This window comes from Zobellia sp. OII3 (assembly GCF_002211465.1).
Lineage (GTDB): Bacteria > Bacteroidota > Bacteroidia > Flavobacteriales > Flavobacteriaceae > Zobellia > Zobellia galactanivorans.
Genome location: NZ_MWRZ01000001.1, coordinates 1,134,341 through 1,151,071 on the forward strand (window position 1 = coordinate 1,134,341; position 16,731 = coordinate 1,151,071).

The following is a 16,731-nucleotide window of genomic DNA, read 5'->3' on the forward strand; positions in this document are numbered from 1 at the left end:
TGTAGTTTGCCTTATTACTTTAGGTTAGAATTGGGTTCGTTTATGATAAGTTCGAGCTCCGTCTTTTTATTAATGACCTCGACCATCGATTGAAGATAGCCTTGTTGTGCATCATAGAGCTGTGTTTGGGCTTGCCTAAGGTCAAAGCTGCTTGCAATGCCCTCGGCGTATTTAATTTGGTTCTTGTTTTCTATGCGTTCGGCCAAACCAAGGTTTTGCTTTGCGGTTTCATATTCTTCTATGGCAAGAATATAGTCGCTCTTGGCTTTTTCGAGCTGAAGCCGTATTTGCTCTTCGGCTTCCGATAATTGGGTTTTTGCCTTTTGCATGGCTATTTTGGCCCTAGCGGTACTGGCACTACGCTTACCGGAGCTGAACAGGGGAATACTGAGGTCAAAACCTAAGACCGACGAGTCGAACCAATCTTGGTCGCTTTTGAAAAAGCTAAAGTCATCGGAAAAGGCAGATGAACCGTAGTTGATGAAACTGCTTAAGGTGGGTAGGGCGCGGCTTTTTGCCAGTTTCCACTCGTAAAACCGTTGTTCGGTCAAGTTTAGGGCCAACTTATAATCGACGTTGTTGTTGATATTGAAATCCGATTCCATTAAAGAAAAATCGATCTGGGCCGTGGCCAACTGATCAAGGTCGTCTTCTAATTTGGTGGGGGCGTCAATGGCAATACCCATGACCAGGTTGAGCATTTGCAGTGTAATGTTTTCCAGTCGGATGGCATTTTTTAACTGATTTTCTACCGATGAAAGGGTGATTTGTAACTGTTCGACACTTTCCTCGTCCGCGAGTCCGTTTTCATACAGCTTATTGGTCTCGAACAGGTTCTTTTCGAGATTGGCCTTGTTCTTTTCGAAAATGGCCACACTTTCTTTGGCCAATAATACGTTTCCATAGGCCTCGACCACCGATTTTCGTACTTCTTGATCAGTCTTTTCTTCGTTGTTGGCACTATAGCTTAGAAACGATTTCGTTGCTTGTACACCAACGATATAAGAACCGTCGAAAATCTTTTGGGTGAGTGTCGCCGTAGCGGTCGCTTGGTGGGCTTGACCAAAAACGATCGGCACAAATTCCCCGGGGGTTCCTCCGGCAAACTCTGCGGGAATCAAGGAAACCGGCTGTTTTAGTTGATTTTGGTAGCTGACGGAACCATTGATCTGTGGAAGACCGTCCGCAATGGTCTCCCATTTTTGTTTTCGGGCGTCGATCAGGTCGCGCTCGGCATTAATGGCGCTGTAGTTGTTCTCAAGGGCGAACTCTATGGCTTCTTCCAAGGTAAAACTATAGGTTTTTAAGGGTTCTGGATCTTGAGAAAATCCTGGCGCGGTGATGAAGAGCGTCAGTGTTAGTATAAATAGGTTTCTCATCGTTATTCGGGATTTGAGTTGATAATTTTGTTCAATATTTTTCTTCCTAATGGGGTTACGATTCCCCTGATATGGTATTCTAAATAATTGTCCATTAAAGTGGTCACGGGAAATTTGTCCGGGGGGAAAAGGCGATGGTCTTTCGTGCTCGTCATACCCGAATAATAAATACGGGATATAAAGTCGATATCTAGGTTATCCCTGTAAAAGCCTTGGCTTACCCCGCGTTGAATATTTTCCTTTACACAGGCTTGCATGGTTTCAAATTGAAATGCCGAAATGGAGTTGTGTATTTTCGGATAGTATTTCTGTAATTGGTATTGTGGTGATGATTTTTCATTTTTGAGATTTATCATTACGAACTTTTTTATCTCGTAAAGTTCTTCAATAGGGTTTTTGTTCAAGGCACAGATAGCATTGATTCCTTTCGATATGCTTTCCGCTAGATGTGTGGTGCACTGTTCCACGAGCTTGGTCTTGTTCTCAAAATGAGTGTATATGGTTTTCTTTGAGATGCCCATTTCATTGGCCAAATCGTCCATGGTAACACTCTTGAACCCGTAGTTCAGGAACATATCCGTCGCTTTGTTTAAAATTTTAGTCTTCATAAGGACTGCAAATGTAGTCTAGGAAACTTTAAAAACACTAAAAGTTTCCAAAGTTTTACCGTAATTTAACATCTCTTTAAGACGGAGCCTGATCGGCATCATTTTTTTTCCGCTCCAAATAGTCGTTGTAAGCTTGTTCCCCTTCTTTCTTCCAGAACTCGTCATAGAACTCCCATTTCGAAAAATCATCACACCACATACGACTCCCATTGCCCTTGCAGGCGCGTTCCCTTTTTTTCTTTTTGTTGCCCTTGTTGGCGCCGTCCTTACCGCCACTGAAGTTTCCGAAAATTATCTTTGCCAAAATTAGAAGTCCGCCTGCTTGCCAAAAGTCCAAGGTCGTTAGTCCGAATATTTCAGGCATCAACCAATTCCATAGATACATAAAAATATAGGCGAACAGTACCAAAAAGCCGATACCGGCTACGATGTAGAACAGTATTTTTACGGTTTTCTTTATGAACTTTTCGGCTTTGCTCTTTACTTTGTGTTCTATATGTTTCTCCATAATTGTAGAATTTCTTGGTTAATGATCTGTTTTTTTGATTTCTAGTACTTTTAATAATATGGCCAGGGCCCTGTGCCGCCTTGACATTAACGTGCCCATGGGGATACCGCTCTCATGTGACAGTTGGGTATAGGTGTAACCTTCAAAATCTATAGCTACTATTATATTTCGGTACACTGGTTTTAGTTGGGCAATAGCCGTTTTAAGATTCGTTTTCATGGTGTCGGAGTAGGCGTTGGCCGTCTTGCCATATACCAACTCCGTAAACTCTATCAGTTTTTCCTCCATTTCCTGCTCAAAGGGGACCCCTTTTTGTTTGGTGCGCATTAGGTCGATAATCTTGTTGCGGATAGAATTGTAAACAAAGCCTGCAATGTTGTCTATGGGCGACAGGTTGTTGGCCCTAGAGAATACTTTTAATGCCACCTCTTGAACCACGTCTTCGGCATCGCGATCGGCAGCATCGTCAATACGCGATTTGGCATAAGCCTTGAGCGAACGGTACTCTTCGTCAAAAAAGAGTTTAAGCTTGTTGTAATTATCCGTTTCTGGGGTCATTTCGTGGCTGTTGTCAAAAGTCTTCAAGAGTAAAGACGAAGGAAATCAAAACTATTGCATGATTTTGATTATTTTTTTACAAAATGTGGGAAAGGGGCCTATTTTGATCAAATGGATGTATTTTTGGGGAAAATTTGTTGAATGCAATCTATAGAATTCTATCGTGGCCAGTTTCTCGATTACTTGAAGCGGCATGAACATACCAAAGAGCCCAAGAACCTCTATGAGCCGATTACTTATATTTTAGGATTGGGAGGGAAGCGATTGAGACCGGTTCTCACCTTATTATCGGCCGAAATTTTTGGTTGTGATTATCGCAAGGCCTTAGATGCAGCCTTGGCCGTAGAAACTTTTCATAATTTTTCATTGGTCCATGATGATATTATGGATGATGCCCCATTGCGGAGAGGAAAAACCACCGTGCATGAAAAGTGGGATATCAATACGGGAATCCTTTCGGGAGATGCCATGCTTATAACGGCATACCAATTATTTGAAAATTATGACGGGGATACCTTTAAAAATTTGGCAAAGCTCTTTAGCAAGACGGCTTTGGAAGTATGTGAAGGTCAGCAATACGATATTGATTTTGAAGATAGGGATGACGTTACCTTGCCCGAGTACCTGAAGATGATCGAATATAAGACGGCCGTTTTGGTGGCTGCCGCACTGCAGATGGGCGGCATAGTCGCAAAGGCATCGGAAGGGGAGCAGAAGCTTATTTATGATTTCGGATTGAATTTGGGAATAGCCTTTCAACTACAAGATGATTACCTTGATGCTTTCGGAGATCCGGAAACTTTCGGCAAGCAAGTGGGGGGCGATATTATAGAGAACAAAAAGACCTATTTGTACCTTAATGCCCTAGAGTTGGGCAGTGCCGAACAAAAAAAGGAACTTAGGGATATGTATTCCATACAACCCAAAGACCCTTCGGCTAAAGTCGATACGATAAAGGAAATCTTTAAGGATAGCGGTTCGGCCGAAAAAACGCAAGAAGCGATAGCGGAGTATACCGAAAAGGCTTTTTCGGTATTGGCCAAACTAAAGATTTCAGAAGACAAAAAGGCTATTTTAGAGAGTTTTGGAAATAGTTTGATGATGCGACAGGTCTAAGGAAAGTCACTTAGCCCTAGGAGGGACGTTTTCTTTTAAAAACCCTATTGAAAAAGGCTTCAATAAACATTTTTTTAGGGCAGCTTAGAATGAAGTCGATATCTTCCCTAAAGGAAGACTTCTCGTCTAAAAATCTAAAGATCAATTGTGGGTCGCTTTTCTTGAAGAGCGACTCGAATATTTTATGGCCTTGGTCATTGTGTTTGGCCAATACGTCTAAGAATAGCAGGTCGTAAAACCAAAATCTGTTCTTAAAGCTTAGTGTATTCAGAGGTTTTCCGGTTTTGATAAAATCGACCAATACGGGAATTTTCTTGGCCGTACTCATAAACGTATACCCTGTGCTTGGCTTGGCCCATCCGCCTGCCGTTCCGATATAGCGGATGTTTTCGGTGTGGTGTTCGCTAAAATCATAGGAGGTCATGGGTATACTGCCTTGTTCCGTTTCCGTGATGTTATAAGTGCCACATTTTAGATGGTTTTTCAAATAGTATATTATGGCATCTTCATATGCTTCCTTAGGCAAGCGATTTTTAGAGAATAAGGTGTATTCCACTAAGGCCTCGTTTTTTGAAAATGGAAGGATGTACATAAACCGGGTATTCCCTTTCTGCGGAATGGAAAAATCCATGTAAGTGGCCTGGTCAGGATTGAAAACGGGCTTTTCGGTTTTTACCGTCCACCCTAGAAAATGTTGTTGCAGTACAGGGTATTTCTTTTGATGGGTGGCCATTTTATAATCGAAACTACTGCTGAAGACCTTTGATGCCGAATAGGTGGAACGATGGGTCGTAACGGTTACTTTTGAACCTATGTCGACTATCTCCGCAACCTCTTCTTGCTGGAAGGTAATATTGGACTTGCCTTTCAACGCGTCAAAATAAGCTTTGTAAAAATCGGCTCCCCGAACCATTTTGTACTGGTATGGGGCAATGGAATAGTCTTTTGAAAAGTTTTCGCTGCCGAAATAAATGTGATTCCATGTTTTGGAAACGATGGACTCAAAACTTCCCTCGCCTTTTTCCCAGAAGCACCAAGTTCTGTCATTAGAGCTTTTGGCATCCCTGTCTAACAGCAAAATAGACGTGTTGCTAAAGAAATCATCTTTGACTAGGGTACTGGCGAGCATTAGGCCAGCTGCGCCTGCGCCTATTATGATATAGTCAAAATGTATGATTTTTTCCAAGTCTATTGTAGAAACGTTACTTTTTCAAAAATAGCGATTCTATTTGAGCGCATTTCATTTTTAATTGATGCGATAGCGAAGCCCTAGGAAACCGCGAATGCCTTGATTGGGGCCATACACATATGATGGGTCAAAGGTTAGGGCATTGGGGTTGTTTGGGGTGGCTACTACGTTTCCATCGGTGTCAAAAGTTACGTTCTTGTCAAAAGGATCGTTGGCACGGGCAATGATAAAAGGATTTCCACGGTTGGGGGTCCAATTCAATAGATTTTTGATGCCTCCGTAGAATTCAAACTGTTCGAGACCTTTCCAGGTAAACTGAATGTTTTGAATACTCCAAGTGGGTGAGAAATCGCTTCTTGGATCGCTTTCGCCAAGGGTCGGCAAACGCATTGGGCCGTAAATATTTCCTGTGTAATCTATTGATAAGTCGATTTCTTTGATTTCGTACGATGCATTCCAGGTACCCGTGAAGCTTTCCGTTAGTATTTGGCGTTCGGTAACCCCGTTTTCTGTTTGGCTCACATCTTGGAAGGTGGCCCCGATCAAAAATTTAAACCCGCTAGGAAAAGAAAAGTCGACATTGGCGCTAATGCCTTTTGAGACGGACTTGCCATTTAGGTTGTCATAAATGATTTTATTTGGATCCGTATCGTAATCGGGAAGGATGGCATTGCTGAAATTAGTGTAAAAAAGTGAAGCGTCTACACTGACAAAAGTGCCATTGTCGGCATATATTTTTTTAAGGTAATTTAGGTTTACGTTGAACGACTGCTCGGGCTTGAGTTCTTCGGTTACGACAACATCACGGGCTCCGGTTAAGGCGGCGTGTTCTTCGGTAAATAGGTTTACTACCCGAAACCCGGTACCCGCGTTAAGGCGGATAATATCGTTGTCCGTCATTTTATACCTATAGGCCATTCTAGGGGTGTAGATACTGCCGTGCCTTTCGTCGTAGTCATAGCGCATGCCAAGCAATAAGGAGTGTTTGTTGGCCAAGGCGATTTCATCTTGAACGAATAGGCTTGGTATGACGACTTCGTCTGCGGAGGCAGTTGCTGTGGTGTTATCATCATAGTAATTATATCGAAGGGCGGTACCGATGAGAAGGTCATGGTTTTCGAGGGATTTATCCCAAGTAAACTGTCCAAAACCTATACGCTGATCGGCAATGTAGGGCACATCTCCGTATACCGAGTTCTGGCTGTGGTCGTTATATGAGAATGAAAACAAGACTTTTTCTTCAATGGGCAATTGGTATTTGCCTAAAACTTCCCACCTTCGGGTATAAATGCTTTCTCCATAAACTTCGTCTCCACCCCTAAATTCAGGGGTCCATTGCATTTCCCCGCCCCAACGGTCTTCGTAGAAAAATCGGCCAGCCAGTGAAAGGATGCGATTGTTGTCTCGCTGAAAATTCCATTTTTGAAATACCGAAATACGGTTCTGTAGGGTGAGGTCGGTGAAGTTGTCGCCATTGTTGTCAATAGGATGGTCATAGTTAAAGTAGTTGATGCCCAAAAGCATATCGGTCTTTTGACCTATGTTGATTTTTGTGCCAAGATCGATATTGTACTCCCCCCAACCCGTAACAAAGGCATCCGCAAAGAAATCAGGGGCGTCTAAAGTGTTCTTGGTAATAATATTGATTAATCCGCCCACAGCTTCACTACCGTAAAGCGTGGAGGCAGGGCCTTTTATAATTTCAATCTGCTCTATGAGGGAGTTGGGTATGCCCGAAAGGCCGTAAACGGTTCCCAGCCCACTAACAATGGGCATTCCGTCTATCAAGACCAAGGTATACGGGCCTTCAAGCCCGTTAATATGAATGTCGCCCGTATTGCAGACGTTACAATTGATCTGTGGTCGTACGCCGTTTACGTTTTGTAGCGCTTCAAAAATGCTGGCAGTAGGATTCTTTTTAAGAAAAGTAGGGCTATACACTTCAACAGGAACCGGACTTTCCGAACGGCTGACCGCTTTTAGGGTTCCGGTAACTACCATTTCCTCCAATTGTTCCGAGGCGGGAATGATCTTGATATCAAGCGACTTGTTCTCGCTTCCTTTTAAAGTGATTTTTATGGAGAAACCTTGATATCCTAGTACGGAAACCTGCAATTTATAGGTACCGGAAGGTATGTTTTTCAAAATATAAGACCCATCGTCTAATGCCGAGGTGCCAATTTTTGTGTCTTTTAGGTAAATGTTTGCGAAGGGAACAGAACCATTTTTATCGGTGATGGTACCGCTAATTTGATTGTTCTGGGCGTTGCTCAATGTTGTGCCTAAAACACATACGAGTAAATATAGGCTAGTCTTTAAATTTATTTTCATCTATATAAATTAAAATTTAGACAAATCTAAATATTTGTTTCTAGATATAAAAACGTATTTTTGTGTAATTCAAATTTTTTATGACACTTTCAGAAGAAGATTATATAAAGGCTATTTATCATCTAGGAAAGGGTGAGAATAGCATGGTCTCGACCAACGAGGTAGCGGAGCAGATGCGTACGAAACCTTCATCCGTAACCGATATGATCAAAAAACTATCGGAAAAAGGGGTGGCCAACTATCGGAAATACAAAGGTGTTTGCCTTACCGAACACGGCCAAAAACTAGCCTTGACCTTGGTCAGAAAGCATAGGTTATGGGAAGTATTCTTGGTCGACAAGCTCAACTTTGCTTGGGATGAAGTCCATGAAGTAGCCGAGCAGCTAGAGCATATTAAGAGCGAAAAATTGACGGATAGGCTTGATAAGTTACTAGGGTATCCTGAGGTCGACCCGCACGGCGATCCCATACCGTCTAAAACCGGGGAGTTTAAAAAAGCGGTAAAAAAATTGCTGAACGAGGTGCCGGTAGGAACCAGCGGTACCTGTGTTGGGGTCAAGGATTCTTCAGCGCCTTTCCTGAAATTTCTCGATAAGAATAAAATTGCCTTGGGCGATGCTATAACGGTATTGGAAAAAGAAGAATTTGACGGGTCGTTACATATTGAGGTGAAAGGGAAGAGTATTCACATCTCAAATCAAATAGCGGCCAATTTGTATCTTAAAATAACCGAATGATATGCAAGAGATAATTGATTATTTTGAATCGATAGATCCGGTTTTGGCGGCTTTTTATGCCACATTGTTTACATGGGGTCTTACGGCTGCCGGTGCTGCCTTGGTTTTTTTCTTTAAGGGCATGAACCGGGCGCTTTTAGATGGTATGCTGGGTTTTACCGGTGGTGTTATGGTAGCGGCCAGCTTTTGGAGCCTCTTGGCCCCGGGCATAGAAATGAGTCCGGGAGAAGGTTTTGTGAAAGTAATTCCCGCCGCAGTGGGCTTTCTTATGGGCTCGTTGTTCATTTTCGGATTAGACAAGGTGCTGCCCCATCTCCATATCAATTTTAAGGAAAGCGAAAAGGAAGGGATTAAAACCCCTTGGCACCGTACCACCCTGCTGACCTTGGCCATTACGCTTCACAACATTCCCGAAGGGCTTGCCGTTGGGGTTCTTTTTGGAGGTGTGGCCGCTGGATTTGAAGGGGCGAGTATCGGTGGGGCCGTGGCTTTGGCCTTAGGTATCGGTCTTCAGAATTTCCCCGAAGGATTTGCCGTAGCTATGCCGCTTAGGAGGCAGGGGCTTAGCCGTTATAAAAGCTTTATGTATGGGCAGGCCTCGGCAATTGTAGAGCCTATAGCCGCCGTTTTGGGAGCTTGGGCGGTCATGACCTTTCAGCCGATGTTGCCTTATGCCCTATCGTTTGCCGCCGGTGCCATGATATTTGTCGTGGTAGAGGAAGTAATACCTGAAACCCAGCAAGACAAATACACAGATATTGCTACCATGGGTTTTATTGGCGGGTTTATTATTATGATGACCCTTGATGTAGGTTTGGGATAAGCCGAATATAATACTGTTCGGCAATATTCTGACGTCTTATAAATAAAGGTTTGTGCTTGTTTTCTGTGATGGGTTTTGGAAGATAGTCAAGACTAGCATAGTCAAATTTTTAACCTTTGGAATACAAGATATTAGATACTTTAGCGTTGTAGTACAGCAAGCCGATAGAAGTATAAATATCTTCGGCTATCTCAATTTTTTTTTATGATTGCTCCCGAAAAACATAAGAGAGAGGCTGAAAGACTAGCGCTGCTTGAATCGTACGGTATTCTTGATACTCCTTTAGAGGAAGATTACGATAACCTAGTGACACTGGCCTCTGAAATTTGTGGAACCCCGATATCCGTAGTGACGCTTTTGGATAAAGATCGCCAATGGTTTAAGGCGTATCATGGTATCGATGTAAGAGAAACCGAAAAGGAATATTCATTTTGTGGGCATACCATAAATGCCTCCGATAGTATCTTTGTTATTGAAGACGCACGTATCGACGAGCGTTTTCACGATAATCCCATGGTTCAAGGTGATCCCCATGTTATTTTTTATGCGGGCGTACCGCTAAAAGGGGCGGGCGGACTACCGTTAGGTACCCTCTGTGTCATAGATACCAAACCTAGGGCCCTTACAAAAAGCCAAGTCAATGCTTTGAAGATATTGTCGGATCAAATCATGAACTTGCTTGATCTTCGAAAGAAAAAAATGGAATTGGAAAAGGCTAATGAACAATTGGCCCGCACGAACCATGAACTTGACAATTTTGCCGCCATTGCCGCACATGACCTTAAGTCGCCTTTGAATAATATTTTAACCCTGTCTAACTGCTTGTACGAAGATTATGCGCCTTTAGTCGATGATGAGGGGAAGCAGATTATTGAATTTATCAGAAGTTCATCGGAAACATTGCGAAAACTGATAACCGGACTTTTAGATTATAGTAAATCGGGACAGTACAATAGCAACGATAAGACGCGCATAAGTTTGACCGACCTGCATAAAAATATTTCTGAACTTTTTGGGGGGCATAAAGAATGTGTCATACGGATAAACAGTGAGTTAGATTCCATTTATGCCAATAAGGTGGCGGTTGAACAGATTTTGATCAACTTGATTGCCAATGCTATAAAGTACAATGACAAGTCCAAAATTGAAATAGACCTCGATGTTGGGGAAAGCGAATCTCATTATGAGTTTTCCGTTAGGGATAACGGTCCAGGAATCAACGAAGAAGATCAAGAAAAAATCTTTAAAATTTTTGAGATCGTTTCTCCGAAGGACAGATTTGGGGAAAAGGGAACCGGTATAGGCCTAGCTACCGTAAAAAAAGTGGTAGAAGGACTTGGAGGTCAAGTTGCGGTCAGCTCAAAGGTAGGTGAAGGAGCTACCTTTTCCTTTACGATAAAAGCAGCCTCCCATATGAGTCCCTCAATGGCCTGATAAACCTAAAAAAGGTAAAACGATGGGTGTCATCGATTGATTTCCTCTATAAGATTTGCCACGAGGGCCGTCCAGCCGGTTTGGTGGGAAGCACCCACGCCACGTCCGTTGTTGCCATCGAAATACTCATAGAACAGAATAAGGTCCTCAAAGTGCTTTTCGGTATATTTATTCTCGTGCAATAGGTTTACCGGACGCTTCCCGTCTTCGTTTTTTTGAAAAATACCGATGAGTCTTTTGCTTATCTCGAATGCTATCTCTTTTAAATTGAGTTGCTTATCGCTTCCTGATGGATAGGCGTATTTTAAGTTGTCACCAAAATAATTGTGGTATTCTTTGAAGGTGCTGATGAATAGGTAGTTCATGGGCATCCATATGGGGCCGCGCCAATTCGAATTCCCTCCGAACAAATCGGTAGATGATTCGGCAGGTTCATATTCGATCCCGTAAGTAGCTCCGTTGATCTCTACTTCATACCTGTTTTCGTGTTCTTTTGATAGCGAACGAATGCCATACTCGGCCAAGAATTCCGATTCGTCGAGTATGCTATTGATCAAGATGTCGAGTCTTTTCCTTGGGACCAATGAGAGCAGAACATCATTGTCGGGGCCATATTCTTCGACTACTTGGTACTGTTGTCGTTCAATACGGTATTTTCGGTACCACTCCATACTGGCCTTGAACCGGGGCAACTTCTCTAGGCATCCTTTTCTTATGTTGAGCACGGCGGTCAATGAAAGTAGACCGGAAATAGACCTAACCTTAATAGGTATTTTTTGCCCATGGGGCAAGATAAGCGTATCGTAGAAGAAGCCTTCCTTTTCGTCCCATGAATTCATGGAGTCCTTGGTAATTTTATTGAGTGCTTCGGCAATGAAAACGAAGTGGCCAAAATACTTTAGGGCCATGTCTTCAAAGGTGTCGTCGTCTTGCGCGATCTCTAGTGCTATTTCCAGCATGTTCAGACAGTAGAGGGCCATCCAAGAAGTGCCGTCTACCTGTTCAAGAACACCTCCTCCGGGCACGCCGTTACTGCGGTCGAAGACCCCGATATTGTCAAGGCCCAAAAATCCACCTTCAAATACGTTATTGTTTAGGCTATCTTCCCTATTCACCCACCAAGTGAAGTTCAGGGCCAATTTATTGAACATCCGTTTTAAGAACTTGATATCGCCCTTGCCGGTTTTTCGCTGTTCCATTTGATAGATTTGGATGGCGGCCCAAGCTTGTACAGGAGGGTTTACATCACTAAAGTTCCATTCATAGGCGGGTATTTGACCGTTTGGCGCCATATACCATTCTTTGGTAAACAATAAAAGCTGTTTTTTTGCGAATTCATGGTCTACCATCGAGAAGGTGACACAATGAAAGGCCGAGTCCCAAGCCGCGAACCATGGGTATTCCCAAGCATCGGGCATCGATAGGATATCGTGGTTACGGAAAGTTTTCCATGTACTGTTCCTGCCGTGCAGGCGCTCTTGGGGCGGGGTCGTGCCAGGGTCGCCCTCTAACCATAGGTCTACCTCGTAATTGTAATATTGCTTGGTCCATAGCAGGCCGGCAAAGGCCTGTTTTTGTATTTCCCGCTCGTCTTCCGATGATTTGTCGGTGATGGCATGTAGAAAGTTTTTCGATTCTTCCTGTCGTAGGGCGAAGGCGGAGTCGAAGGTGTCCGATAAGGGAGATTCTAGTTTGTCTTTCGTTAGCCTAAGTTTTATTACATGGGTCTCGCCAGGGGCGATTTCCAAGGTGTAGAGTGGGGCGCACTTTGTTCCTTTCCTGTTCTTTTCCGCCAGTGTAAAGTCATTGTTGATTACAGCGTCGTGGAATAGGTCTTTTTTAAAGGGATGTTCGTTGGTACCATCGAAAACCCGTTCCATATTGGTTTCGTTTTCGGTGAACAGTATTTTTTTTGGGGTGTCGAAATACAGGTTGTATTGGCCGACGTAACTGTGGTCAACGGAAACATAAGGTGCGGTATTGCCCTTTTGTTGGGTGATGATCGGTTTTTCGGGCATACCGGTGAAGCTCCAGAAATTTCGTATCCAGAGCGTGGGCAATACATGGGCCGTTGCGGTTTTCGGTCCGCGGTTACAAACGGAAATCTTGATCAATAGGTCTTCACTTTCCGCCTTGGCATATTCGGTAAATACATCGAAGTATTCGTCATTGTCAAAGATGCCCGTGTCTAGCAGTTCGTATTCGTTATCGTGCTTACCTATGTTTCGGTTTTTTTCTACTAAATCATTGTACGGAAATTCGTTTTGAGGGTATTTGTAAAGATGTTTCATATACGAATGTGAAGGGGTGTTCTCTAAGTAATAATAGAGTTCCTTAACATCTTCACCGTGGTTGCCTTGAGGGCCGGTAAGCCCGAAGAGGCGTTCTTTTAAAATAGGGTCTTTGCCATTCCAAAGCGCCACCGAAAAACAGATATTGCAATAACGGTCCGAAATACCGGCAATACCATCTTCGCCCCAACGGTAGGTCCTGCTACGGGCGTGGTCGTGGGGCAAATAGTTCCAGGCATCACCGTTAGGGCTGTAATCTTCGCGAACCGTTCCCCATTGCCTTTCGCTAAGATAAGGGCCCCATTTGAGCCAATCTTTCTTCTTGTTGTAATGGTCGTCAAGTCTTTGGTGTTCTTTGGTGATGTGGGTCATATTGTATTTATTGCTTTATGGGAAGTCATCTCTTTTGACCTGAACTACCGTACAAATAGGTTGTAGTTTACCCGATAAAAATCAGTTTATAATTGCACTTAAATTTAGACATATAAACCGCTGCTTACAAGATATTAATGACCGGTGTGCTAAAATTTTGAGCACTATCGGAAATTTTCATCAATTTTGTACGTTCATAGAGTGATTGGCAGATGGTTTTGTCGGTCAGGGTCAAAATCGGGAAATTACTTGAATATGCAGAAAAAAGGACATCTATTGTGGAACATTTTGGGCGTACTTACGGTAATTGTATGTCTTTCGATCTTTGTCTTACATTTTAAGAACTGGACGAAAACCGATGCTACCGGAATGCGGGTCATTTCTGGCTTCTATCTACAAAAAGTTCCGTTTTCCGCTTTAGACAGTGTTGATTTGGTCGAGAAAATACCTCCAATGGTGCGGCTGAACGGTTTTTCCGCCTTCCAAAAGGAAAAAGGTGTTTTTAGGGAGTTCAAAGATTCGCTTACCGATAAAAAGGTATACGTATATATAGATAACCTTGAAAACCAAAAGATAAAGATCGTACATCACGATTCGCTAAAACTCTTTATCAACCTTAAAGACTCTACAGAAACCCAGCAATTGTTCGATTTGCTTTCGAGTAAGTTGCCCGTAGAACCGAATTAGCCTAACGCGCGAGATTTTTTATTTACTTTCCGTATTAAATCTGCTTTAAATTATTTGCAGTGTTTTGTTATTCAGGCGAATGTGTCGTATTTTGTCGTGGAATCAATAAAACGAACAGTCATGGAAACAGATGAAATTGCGGCAAAATTGGTCGCATGGTGCAATTCAGGTGATTTTGAAAAGCCGTACAAGGAATTGTACAGTGAAAAAATCGTCAGTATAGAAAACGATGGTAAGGGCGAAGGAGCCTATGTTGAAGGCTTTGAAGGTATCAAGAAAAAAGGGGAGTGGTGGCGTGAGAATTTTGAGGTGCACAGTAGTAAGGCTTCGAACCCGGTAGTGGCGGACAACTGGTTTTCGGTAAAGTTTACCATGGATACCACCCATAAGCCGTCGGGGCAACGTTCGAGCATGTCGGAAATAGCGGTCTACGAAGTAAAGGAAGGTAAAATTGTAAAAGAGCAATTCTTCTACGATGACAAAGGATAGATAATTTTGAAAAGTCATAGTATAAGAGCCGTTCTACTGTAGAGCGGCTCTTTGCTTTTAGAAGGGTTAAAGGCTATCTTTGCTTTAAAATTCATTCATGGTTCTACTGGCTCAAATTGTTGGTGCATTATATGGTATTTTAGCGGTTGTGTTCGGTGCCTTTGGCGCCCATGCCCTTAAGAAGTTACTTTCGGTAAATCAGCTCAAAAGTTTTGAGACCGGGGTGAAATACCAAATGTACCACGCGATGGTATTGCTTCTCATCGGCTTCAATTTTAATATGGATGTTCCCTTTCAGGAGTATATGGTCTATTGTTTTGTAATAGGTACCTTCTTGTTCTCTTTTAGTATATACGCTTTGGTGATTAGTGCTGCTAAAGGAAGGAAACTTCGATTTTTAGGGCCTGTGACCCCGCTTGGCGGCTTATTGTTGGTGTGCGGTTGGGTGCTGTTGTTGTACAGCTTTCTTCGGAACCTGGTCTAGTGCTCCGATTGTACTTCTGAAGTAAACTCCTTAATGGCCTGATTGGGCTCTATAATGTCGTAACCTTTCCAAAAGTTCGGGTCGTAGTCGGGCATATAGGTGGGAAGTACGCCTGTTTTTTCTTTAAAGGCTTCAAATTGGCCCGAATTGATGGACTCTTCATCAAAAACTACCAGCTCGTATCGGTTGATATTGCCAAAGGAGGCATCGATCTTTAGGGCCAGTTCGTTCTGTTTTCGTCTTCCTTTAACGTGTTTGTTCTTTTCAATAATGGTCAAGGGCCTTTTGATTCCGGCGCGAACACCTTTTATAATGTTGTAGTAGCGCAAGTAGTATTTTTGGTCCGGGCCCTTATCGAACAGAATGCTTCCTTTGGCCAGATATTCGTTCACCGAAATGCCGAGCAATTTAAAATCGCGAAGGGGTTTGGTGTTCTCGAAGTCCATTCGAATCAAGGCGAAGTCATCGGAGTTGATGTAGAGCACGCCTTCAAATTCAGGGGAACCGTCGGGCACAAAACGAATGACATATACGGCCTGGTCCCCTATATAAGTGTGGTTTTCAAGTGTGAGTTCGTAACGCCTGGGCTTGTAAATAACGTTGTAGTCGCTATCCTTAAAAATGGGAAGGTTCTGAAAAAGATTGCCCAAGGTTTTCCGTTTGTATTCTAGAAAAAATTCACGTCTTTCCTCTTTGTTTTTCTTCTCTTCCTCAATATGTTTGTTTAGGGCGGCAACATCGGTAGAATCGACTTCCTCCTTAAAAACATCGCCTATGTCTTCGGCATCTACCTTAGTACCGAAGAGTCCTGATTTTATCTTAAAGTAAGAGTCGGTCTTAATATTTTCCTTGGCTATTTTATTGAACTTTTTTTCAAGCATTTCTATATCGAGGTCTTTGCTCTTATCGTATAGTTCGGAAGCCTTTATAAGGTCTAGTTTTTGCGTTTCGGCATCGTCTGAAACATAAAGGTCGCCCAGCATTTCGGTATAGTACACATTGTTTTTGGGAATGGTCTGTATTACGCTGTCAAGGAAGTTTTTGTTGAAGGCGTCTATGGTCGATTTTTTGATTTCGTAGTTGGTCTTGATAATGTTGTTCTGATAGGTTTCCCTTAAGAAAAGACGCTTTTTGGAAAGTCCGGTATTATAGTTTTTTTCAATGTTTTCCTCAACAAGTTCAATAATTTCCTTGGGCTCGTAATTTTTGTTCGATACGATAACTTCTTGAAGTTCTATGGCTTTAGGCTTAAGGTAGATAAGACTATCGGTAAAAGCGGAAATAGGTTTTCCTATAGATTCGTATCCGATACAGGAAATAAAAAGGGAATCGGGTGCTGCTATCCGGTCTTTGAGCAAAAACTTGAACTTGCCCTCTTCATTGGTAATCATCCCTTTGTTGTTCAACTGCACCGTGGCATAGGGTACCGGCTTTTTCGAGACGGAGTCTACAATGGTTGAACTTAAACTTTGTGCATGTTGTGCCGTGCTAAAAAATAGGCAAAATACGAACGGGAAGACAAAAGCTCTTGACATAATCATCGTTAATGGCTATTCAAAAAAAAGCGATAGCACTGAGGAAAGCATGCCTTTTTTGATTTATTTAATACCGATTTATCCTTTTGTTAACGAATTAACTTACATAAGTAGCGGGGTACGGCAAGGGTGTAGCAAGGTCAATGACAGCCACAGCCATCTTGCCCACAAGCTTTGTTACTGCCTTTTT

Annotated in this window: 15 protein-coding genes; 7 read left to right on the forward strand and 8 right to left on the reverse strand. The window is 42.7% G+C overall.

Going from position 1 to position 16,731, the window contains the following annotated elements; all coding sequences use genetic code 11:
* Positions 1 to 14: 14 nt before the first annotated feature.
* From B4Q04_RS04755 to B4Q04_RS04770, 4 genes are all read right to left on the reverse strand, one after another.
* Positions 15 to 1,379: a TolC family protein gene (locus tag B4Q04_RS04755; RefSeq protein WP_088696119.1), complete on the reverse strand. Its 1,365-nt coding sequence runs from the start codon at positions 1,377 to 1,379 to the stop codon at positions 15 to 17.
* A gap of 2 nt (positions 1,380 to 1,381) precedes the next feature.
* Positions 1,382 to 1,987, reverse strand: a complete 606-nt coding sequence (locus tag B4Q04_RS04760; protein WP_013993308.1) for a TetR/AcrR family transcriptional regulator — start codon at positions 1,985 to 1,987, stop codon at positions 1,382 to 1,384.
* A 76-nt stretch (positions 1,988 to 2,063) separates the two neighbouring features.
* Entirely contained in the window at positions 2,064 to 2,495 is a 432-nt protein-coding gene (locus B4Q04_RS04765; RefSeq protein ID WP_088696120.1) for a hypothetical protein, read from the reverse strand.
* Between the two features lie 18 nt (positions 2,496 to 2,513).
* Complete coding sequence (locus B4Q04_RS04770; RefSeq protein WP_088696121.1) at positions 2,514 to 3,053, reverse strand: RNA polymerase sigma factor; 540 nt, start codon at positions 3,051 to 3,053, stop codon at positions 2,514 to 2,516.
* Between the two features lie 141 nt (positions 3,054 to 3,194).
* On the opposite strand from B4Q04_RS04770, the gene B4Q04_RS04775 reads away from it, so the two are divergent.
* On the forward strand, positions 3,195 to 4,169 hold the full coding sequence (locus B4Q04_RS04775) for a polyprenyl synthetase family protein (RefSeq protein ID WP_088696122.1): 975 nt from the start codon (positions 3,195 to 3,197) through the stop codon (positions 4,167 to 4,169).
* A 16-nt stretch (positions 4,170 to 4,185) separates the two neighbouring features.
* Here the strand turns inward: B4Q04_RS04775 and B4Q04_RS04780 are convergent, their stop codons facing one another.
* Complete coding sequence (locus B4Q04_RS04780) at positions 4,186 to 5,355, reverse strand: lycopene cyclase family protein (RefSeq protein WP_317042108.1); 1,170 nt, start codon at positions 5,353 to 5,355, stop codon at positions 4,186 to 4,188.
* A gap of 60 nt (positions 5,356 to 5,415) precedes the next feature.
* Complete coding sequence (locus B4Q04_RS04785) at positions 5,416 to 7,689, reverse strand: TonB-dependent receptor (RefSeq protein ID WP_088696124.1); 2,274 nt, start codon at positions 7,687 to 7,689, stop codon at positions 5,416 to 5,418.
* Positions 7,690 to 7,769: 80 nt separating this feature from the next.
* Here B4Q04_RS04785 and B4Q04_RS04790 point away from each other — a divergent pair, with 80 nt between their 5' ends.
* The 3 genes from B4Q04_RS04790 (at position 7,770) to B4Q04_RS04800 (ending at position 10,683) form a co-directional block, all read left to right on the forward strand.
* Positions 7,770 to 8,426, forward strand: coding sequence for a metal-dependent transcriptional regulator (locus B4Q04_RS04790; RefSeq protein ID WP_013993315.1), 657 nt, complete (start codon positions 7,770 to 7,772; stop codon positions 8,424 to 8,426).
* Between the two features lies 1 nt (position 8,427).
* Positions 8,428 to 9,249, forward strand: coding sequence for a ZIP family metal transporter (locus B4Q04_RS04795; protein WP_013993316.1), 822 nt, complete (start codon positions 8,428 to 8,430; stop codon positions 9,247 to 9,249).
* A gap of 204 nt (positions 9,250 to 9,453) precedes the next feature.
* A complete protein-coding gene (locus B4Q04_RS04800; RefSeq protein WP_013993317.1) occupies positions 9,454 to 10,683 on the forward strand; it encodes a sensor histidine kinase in 1,230 nt (409 codons plus the stop codon).
* Positions 10,684 to 10,712: 29 nt separating this feature from the next.
* Here the strand turns inward: B4Q04_RS04800 and B4Q04_RS04805 are convergent, their stop codons facing one another.
* Positions 10,713 to 13,346: an MGH1-like glycoside hydrolase domain-containing protein gene (locus B4Q04_RS04805; protein ID WP_013993318.1), complete on the reverse strand. Its 2,634-nt coding sequence runs from the start codon at positions 13,344 to 13,346 to the stop codon at positions 10,713 to 10,715.
* 255 nt (positions 13,347 to 13,601) lie between these two features.
* Between B4Q04_RS04805 and B4Q04_RS04810 the strand changes: the two genes are divergently transcribed.
* The 3 genes from B4Q04_RS04810 to B4Q04_RS04820 all read left to right on the forward strand — a co-directional run bounded on the left by B4Q04_RS04810 (position 13,602) and on the right by B4Q04_RS04820 (position 15,006).
* Positions 13,602 to 14,033 (forward strand): hypothetical protein, encoded by a 432-nt coding sequence (locus B4Q04_RS04810; RefSeq protein ID WP_088696125.1) that lies wholly within the window; start codon positions 13,602 to 13,604, stop codon positions 14,031 to 14,033.
* A gap of 120 nt (positions 14,034 to 14,153) precedes the next feature.
* The gene (locus tag B4Q04_RS04815) at positions 14,154 to 14,522 is read left to right on the forward strand and encodes a nuclear transport factor 2 family protein (RefSeq protein WP_013993321.1); all 369 of its coding nucleotides are present in this window, start codon (positions 14,154 to 14,156) and stop codon (positions 14,520 to 14,522) included.
* Positions 14,523 to 14,619: 97 nt separating this feature from the next.
* Positions 14,620 to 15,006, forward strand: a complete 387-nt coding sequence (locus B4Q04_RS04820; protein ID WP_088696126.1) for a DUF423 domain-containing protein — start codon at positions 14,620 to 14,622, stop codon at positions 15,004 to 15,006.
* Here the strand turns inward: B4Q04_RS04820 and B4Q04_RS04825 are convergent.
* Complete coding sequence (locus B4Q04_RS04825) at positions 15,003 to 16,541, reverse strand: carboxypeptidase-like regulatory domain-containing protein (protein ID WP_088696127.1); 1,539 nt, start codon at positions 16,539 to 16,541, stop codon at positions 15,003 to 15,005. The genes B4Q04_RS04820 and B4Q04_RS04825 overlap by 4 nt on opposite strands.
* Positions 16,542 to 16,731 lie beyond the last annotated feature (190 nt).

What these genes read in the sequence shown, in the direction of transcription:
- B4Q04_RS04820 (WP_088696126.1), top strand. Translation starts at nt 14,620, where the DNA reads ATGGTTCTACTGGCTCAAATTGTTGGTGCATTATATGGTATTTTAGCG.
- B4Q04_RS04810 (WP_088696125.1), top strand. Translation starts at nt 13,602, where the DNA reads ATGCAGAAAAAAGGACATCTATTGTGGAACATTTTGGGCGTACTTACG.
- B4Q04_RS04765 (WP_088696120.1), bottom strand. Translation starts at nt 2,495, where the DNA reads ATGGAGAAACATATAGAACACAAAGTAAAGAGCAAAGCCGAAAAGTTC.
- B4Q04_RS04770 (WP_088696121.1), bottom strand. Translation starts at nt 3,053, where the DNA reads ATGACCCCAGAAACGGATAATTACAACAAGCTTAAACTCTTTTTTGAC.
- B4Q04_RS04795 (WP_013993316.1), top strand. Translation starts at nt 8,428, where the DNA reads ATGCAAGAGATAATTGATTATTTTGAATCGATAGATCCGGTTTTGGCG.
- B4Q04_RS04800 (WP_013993317.1), top strand. Translation starts at nt 9,454, where the DNA reads ATGATTGCTCCCGAAAAACATAAGAGAGAGGCTGAAAGACTAGCGCTG.
- B4Q04_RS04775 (WP_088696122.1), top strand. Translation starts at nt 3,195, where the DNA reads ATGCAATCTATAGAATTCTATCGTGGCCAGTTTCTCGATTACTTGAAG.
- B4Q04_RS04805 (WP_013993318.1), bottom strand. Translation starts at nt 13,346, where the DNA reads ATGACCCACATCACCAAAGAACACCAAAGACTTGACGACCATTACAAC.
- B4Q04_RS04785 (WP_088696124.1), bottom strand. Translation starts at nt 7,689, where the DNA reads ATGAAAATAAATTTAAAGACTAGCCTATATTTACTCGTATGTGTTTTA.
- B4Q04_RS04755 (WP_088696119.1), bottom strand. Translation starts at nt 1,379, where the DNA reads ATGAGAAACCTATTTATACTAACACTGACGCTCTTCATCACCGCGCCA.
- B4Q04_RS04790 (WP_013993315.1), top strand. Translation starts at nt 7,770, where the DNA reads ATGACACTTTCAGAAGAAGATTATATAAAGGCTATTTATCATCTAGGA.
- B4Q04_RS04825 (WP_088696127.1), bottom strand. Translation starts at nt 16,541, where the DNA reads ATGTCAAGAGCTTTTGTCTTCCCGTTCGTATTTTGCCTATTTTTTAGC.
- B4Q04_RS04815 (WP_013993321.1), top strand. Translation starts at nt 14,154, where the DNA reads ATGGAAACAGATGAAATTGCGGCAAAATTGGTCGCATGGTGCAATTCA.
- B4Q04_RS04760 (WP_013993308.1), bottom strand. Translation starts at nt 1,987, where the DNA reads ATGAAGACTAAAATTTTAAACAAAGCGACGGATATGTTCCTGAACTAC.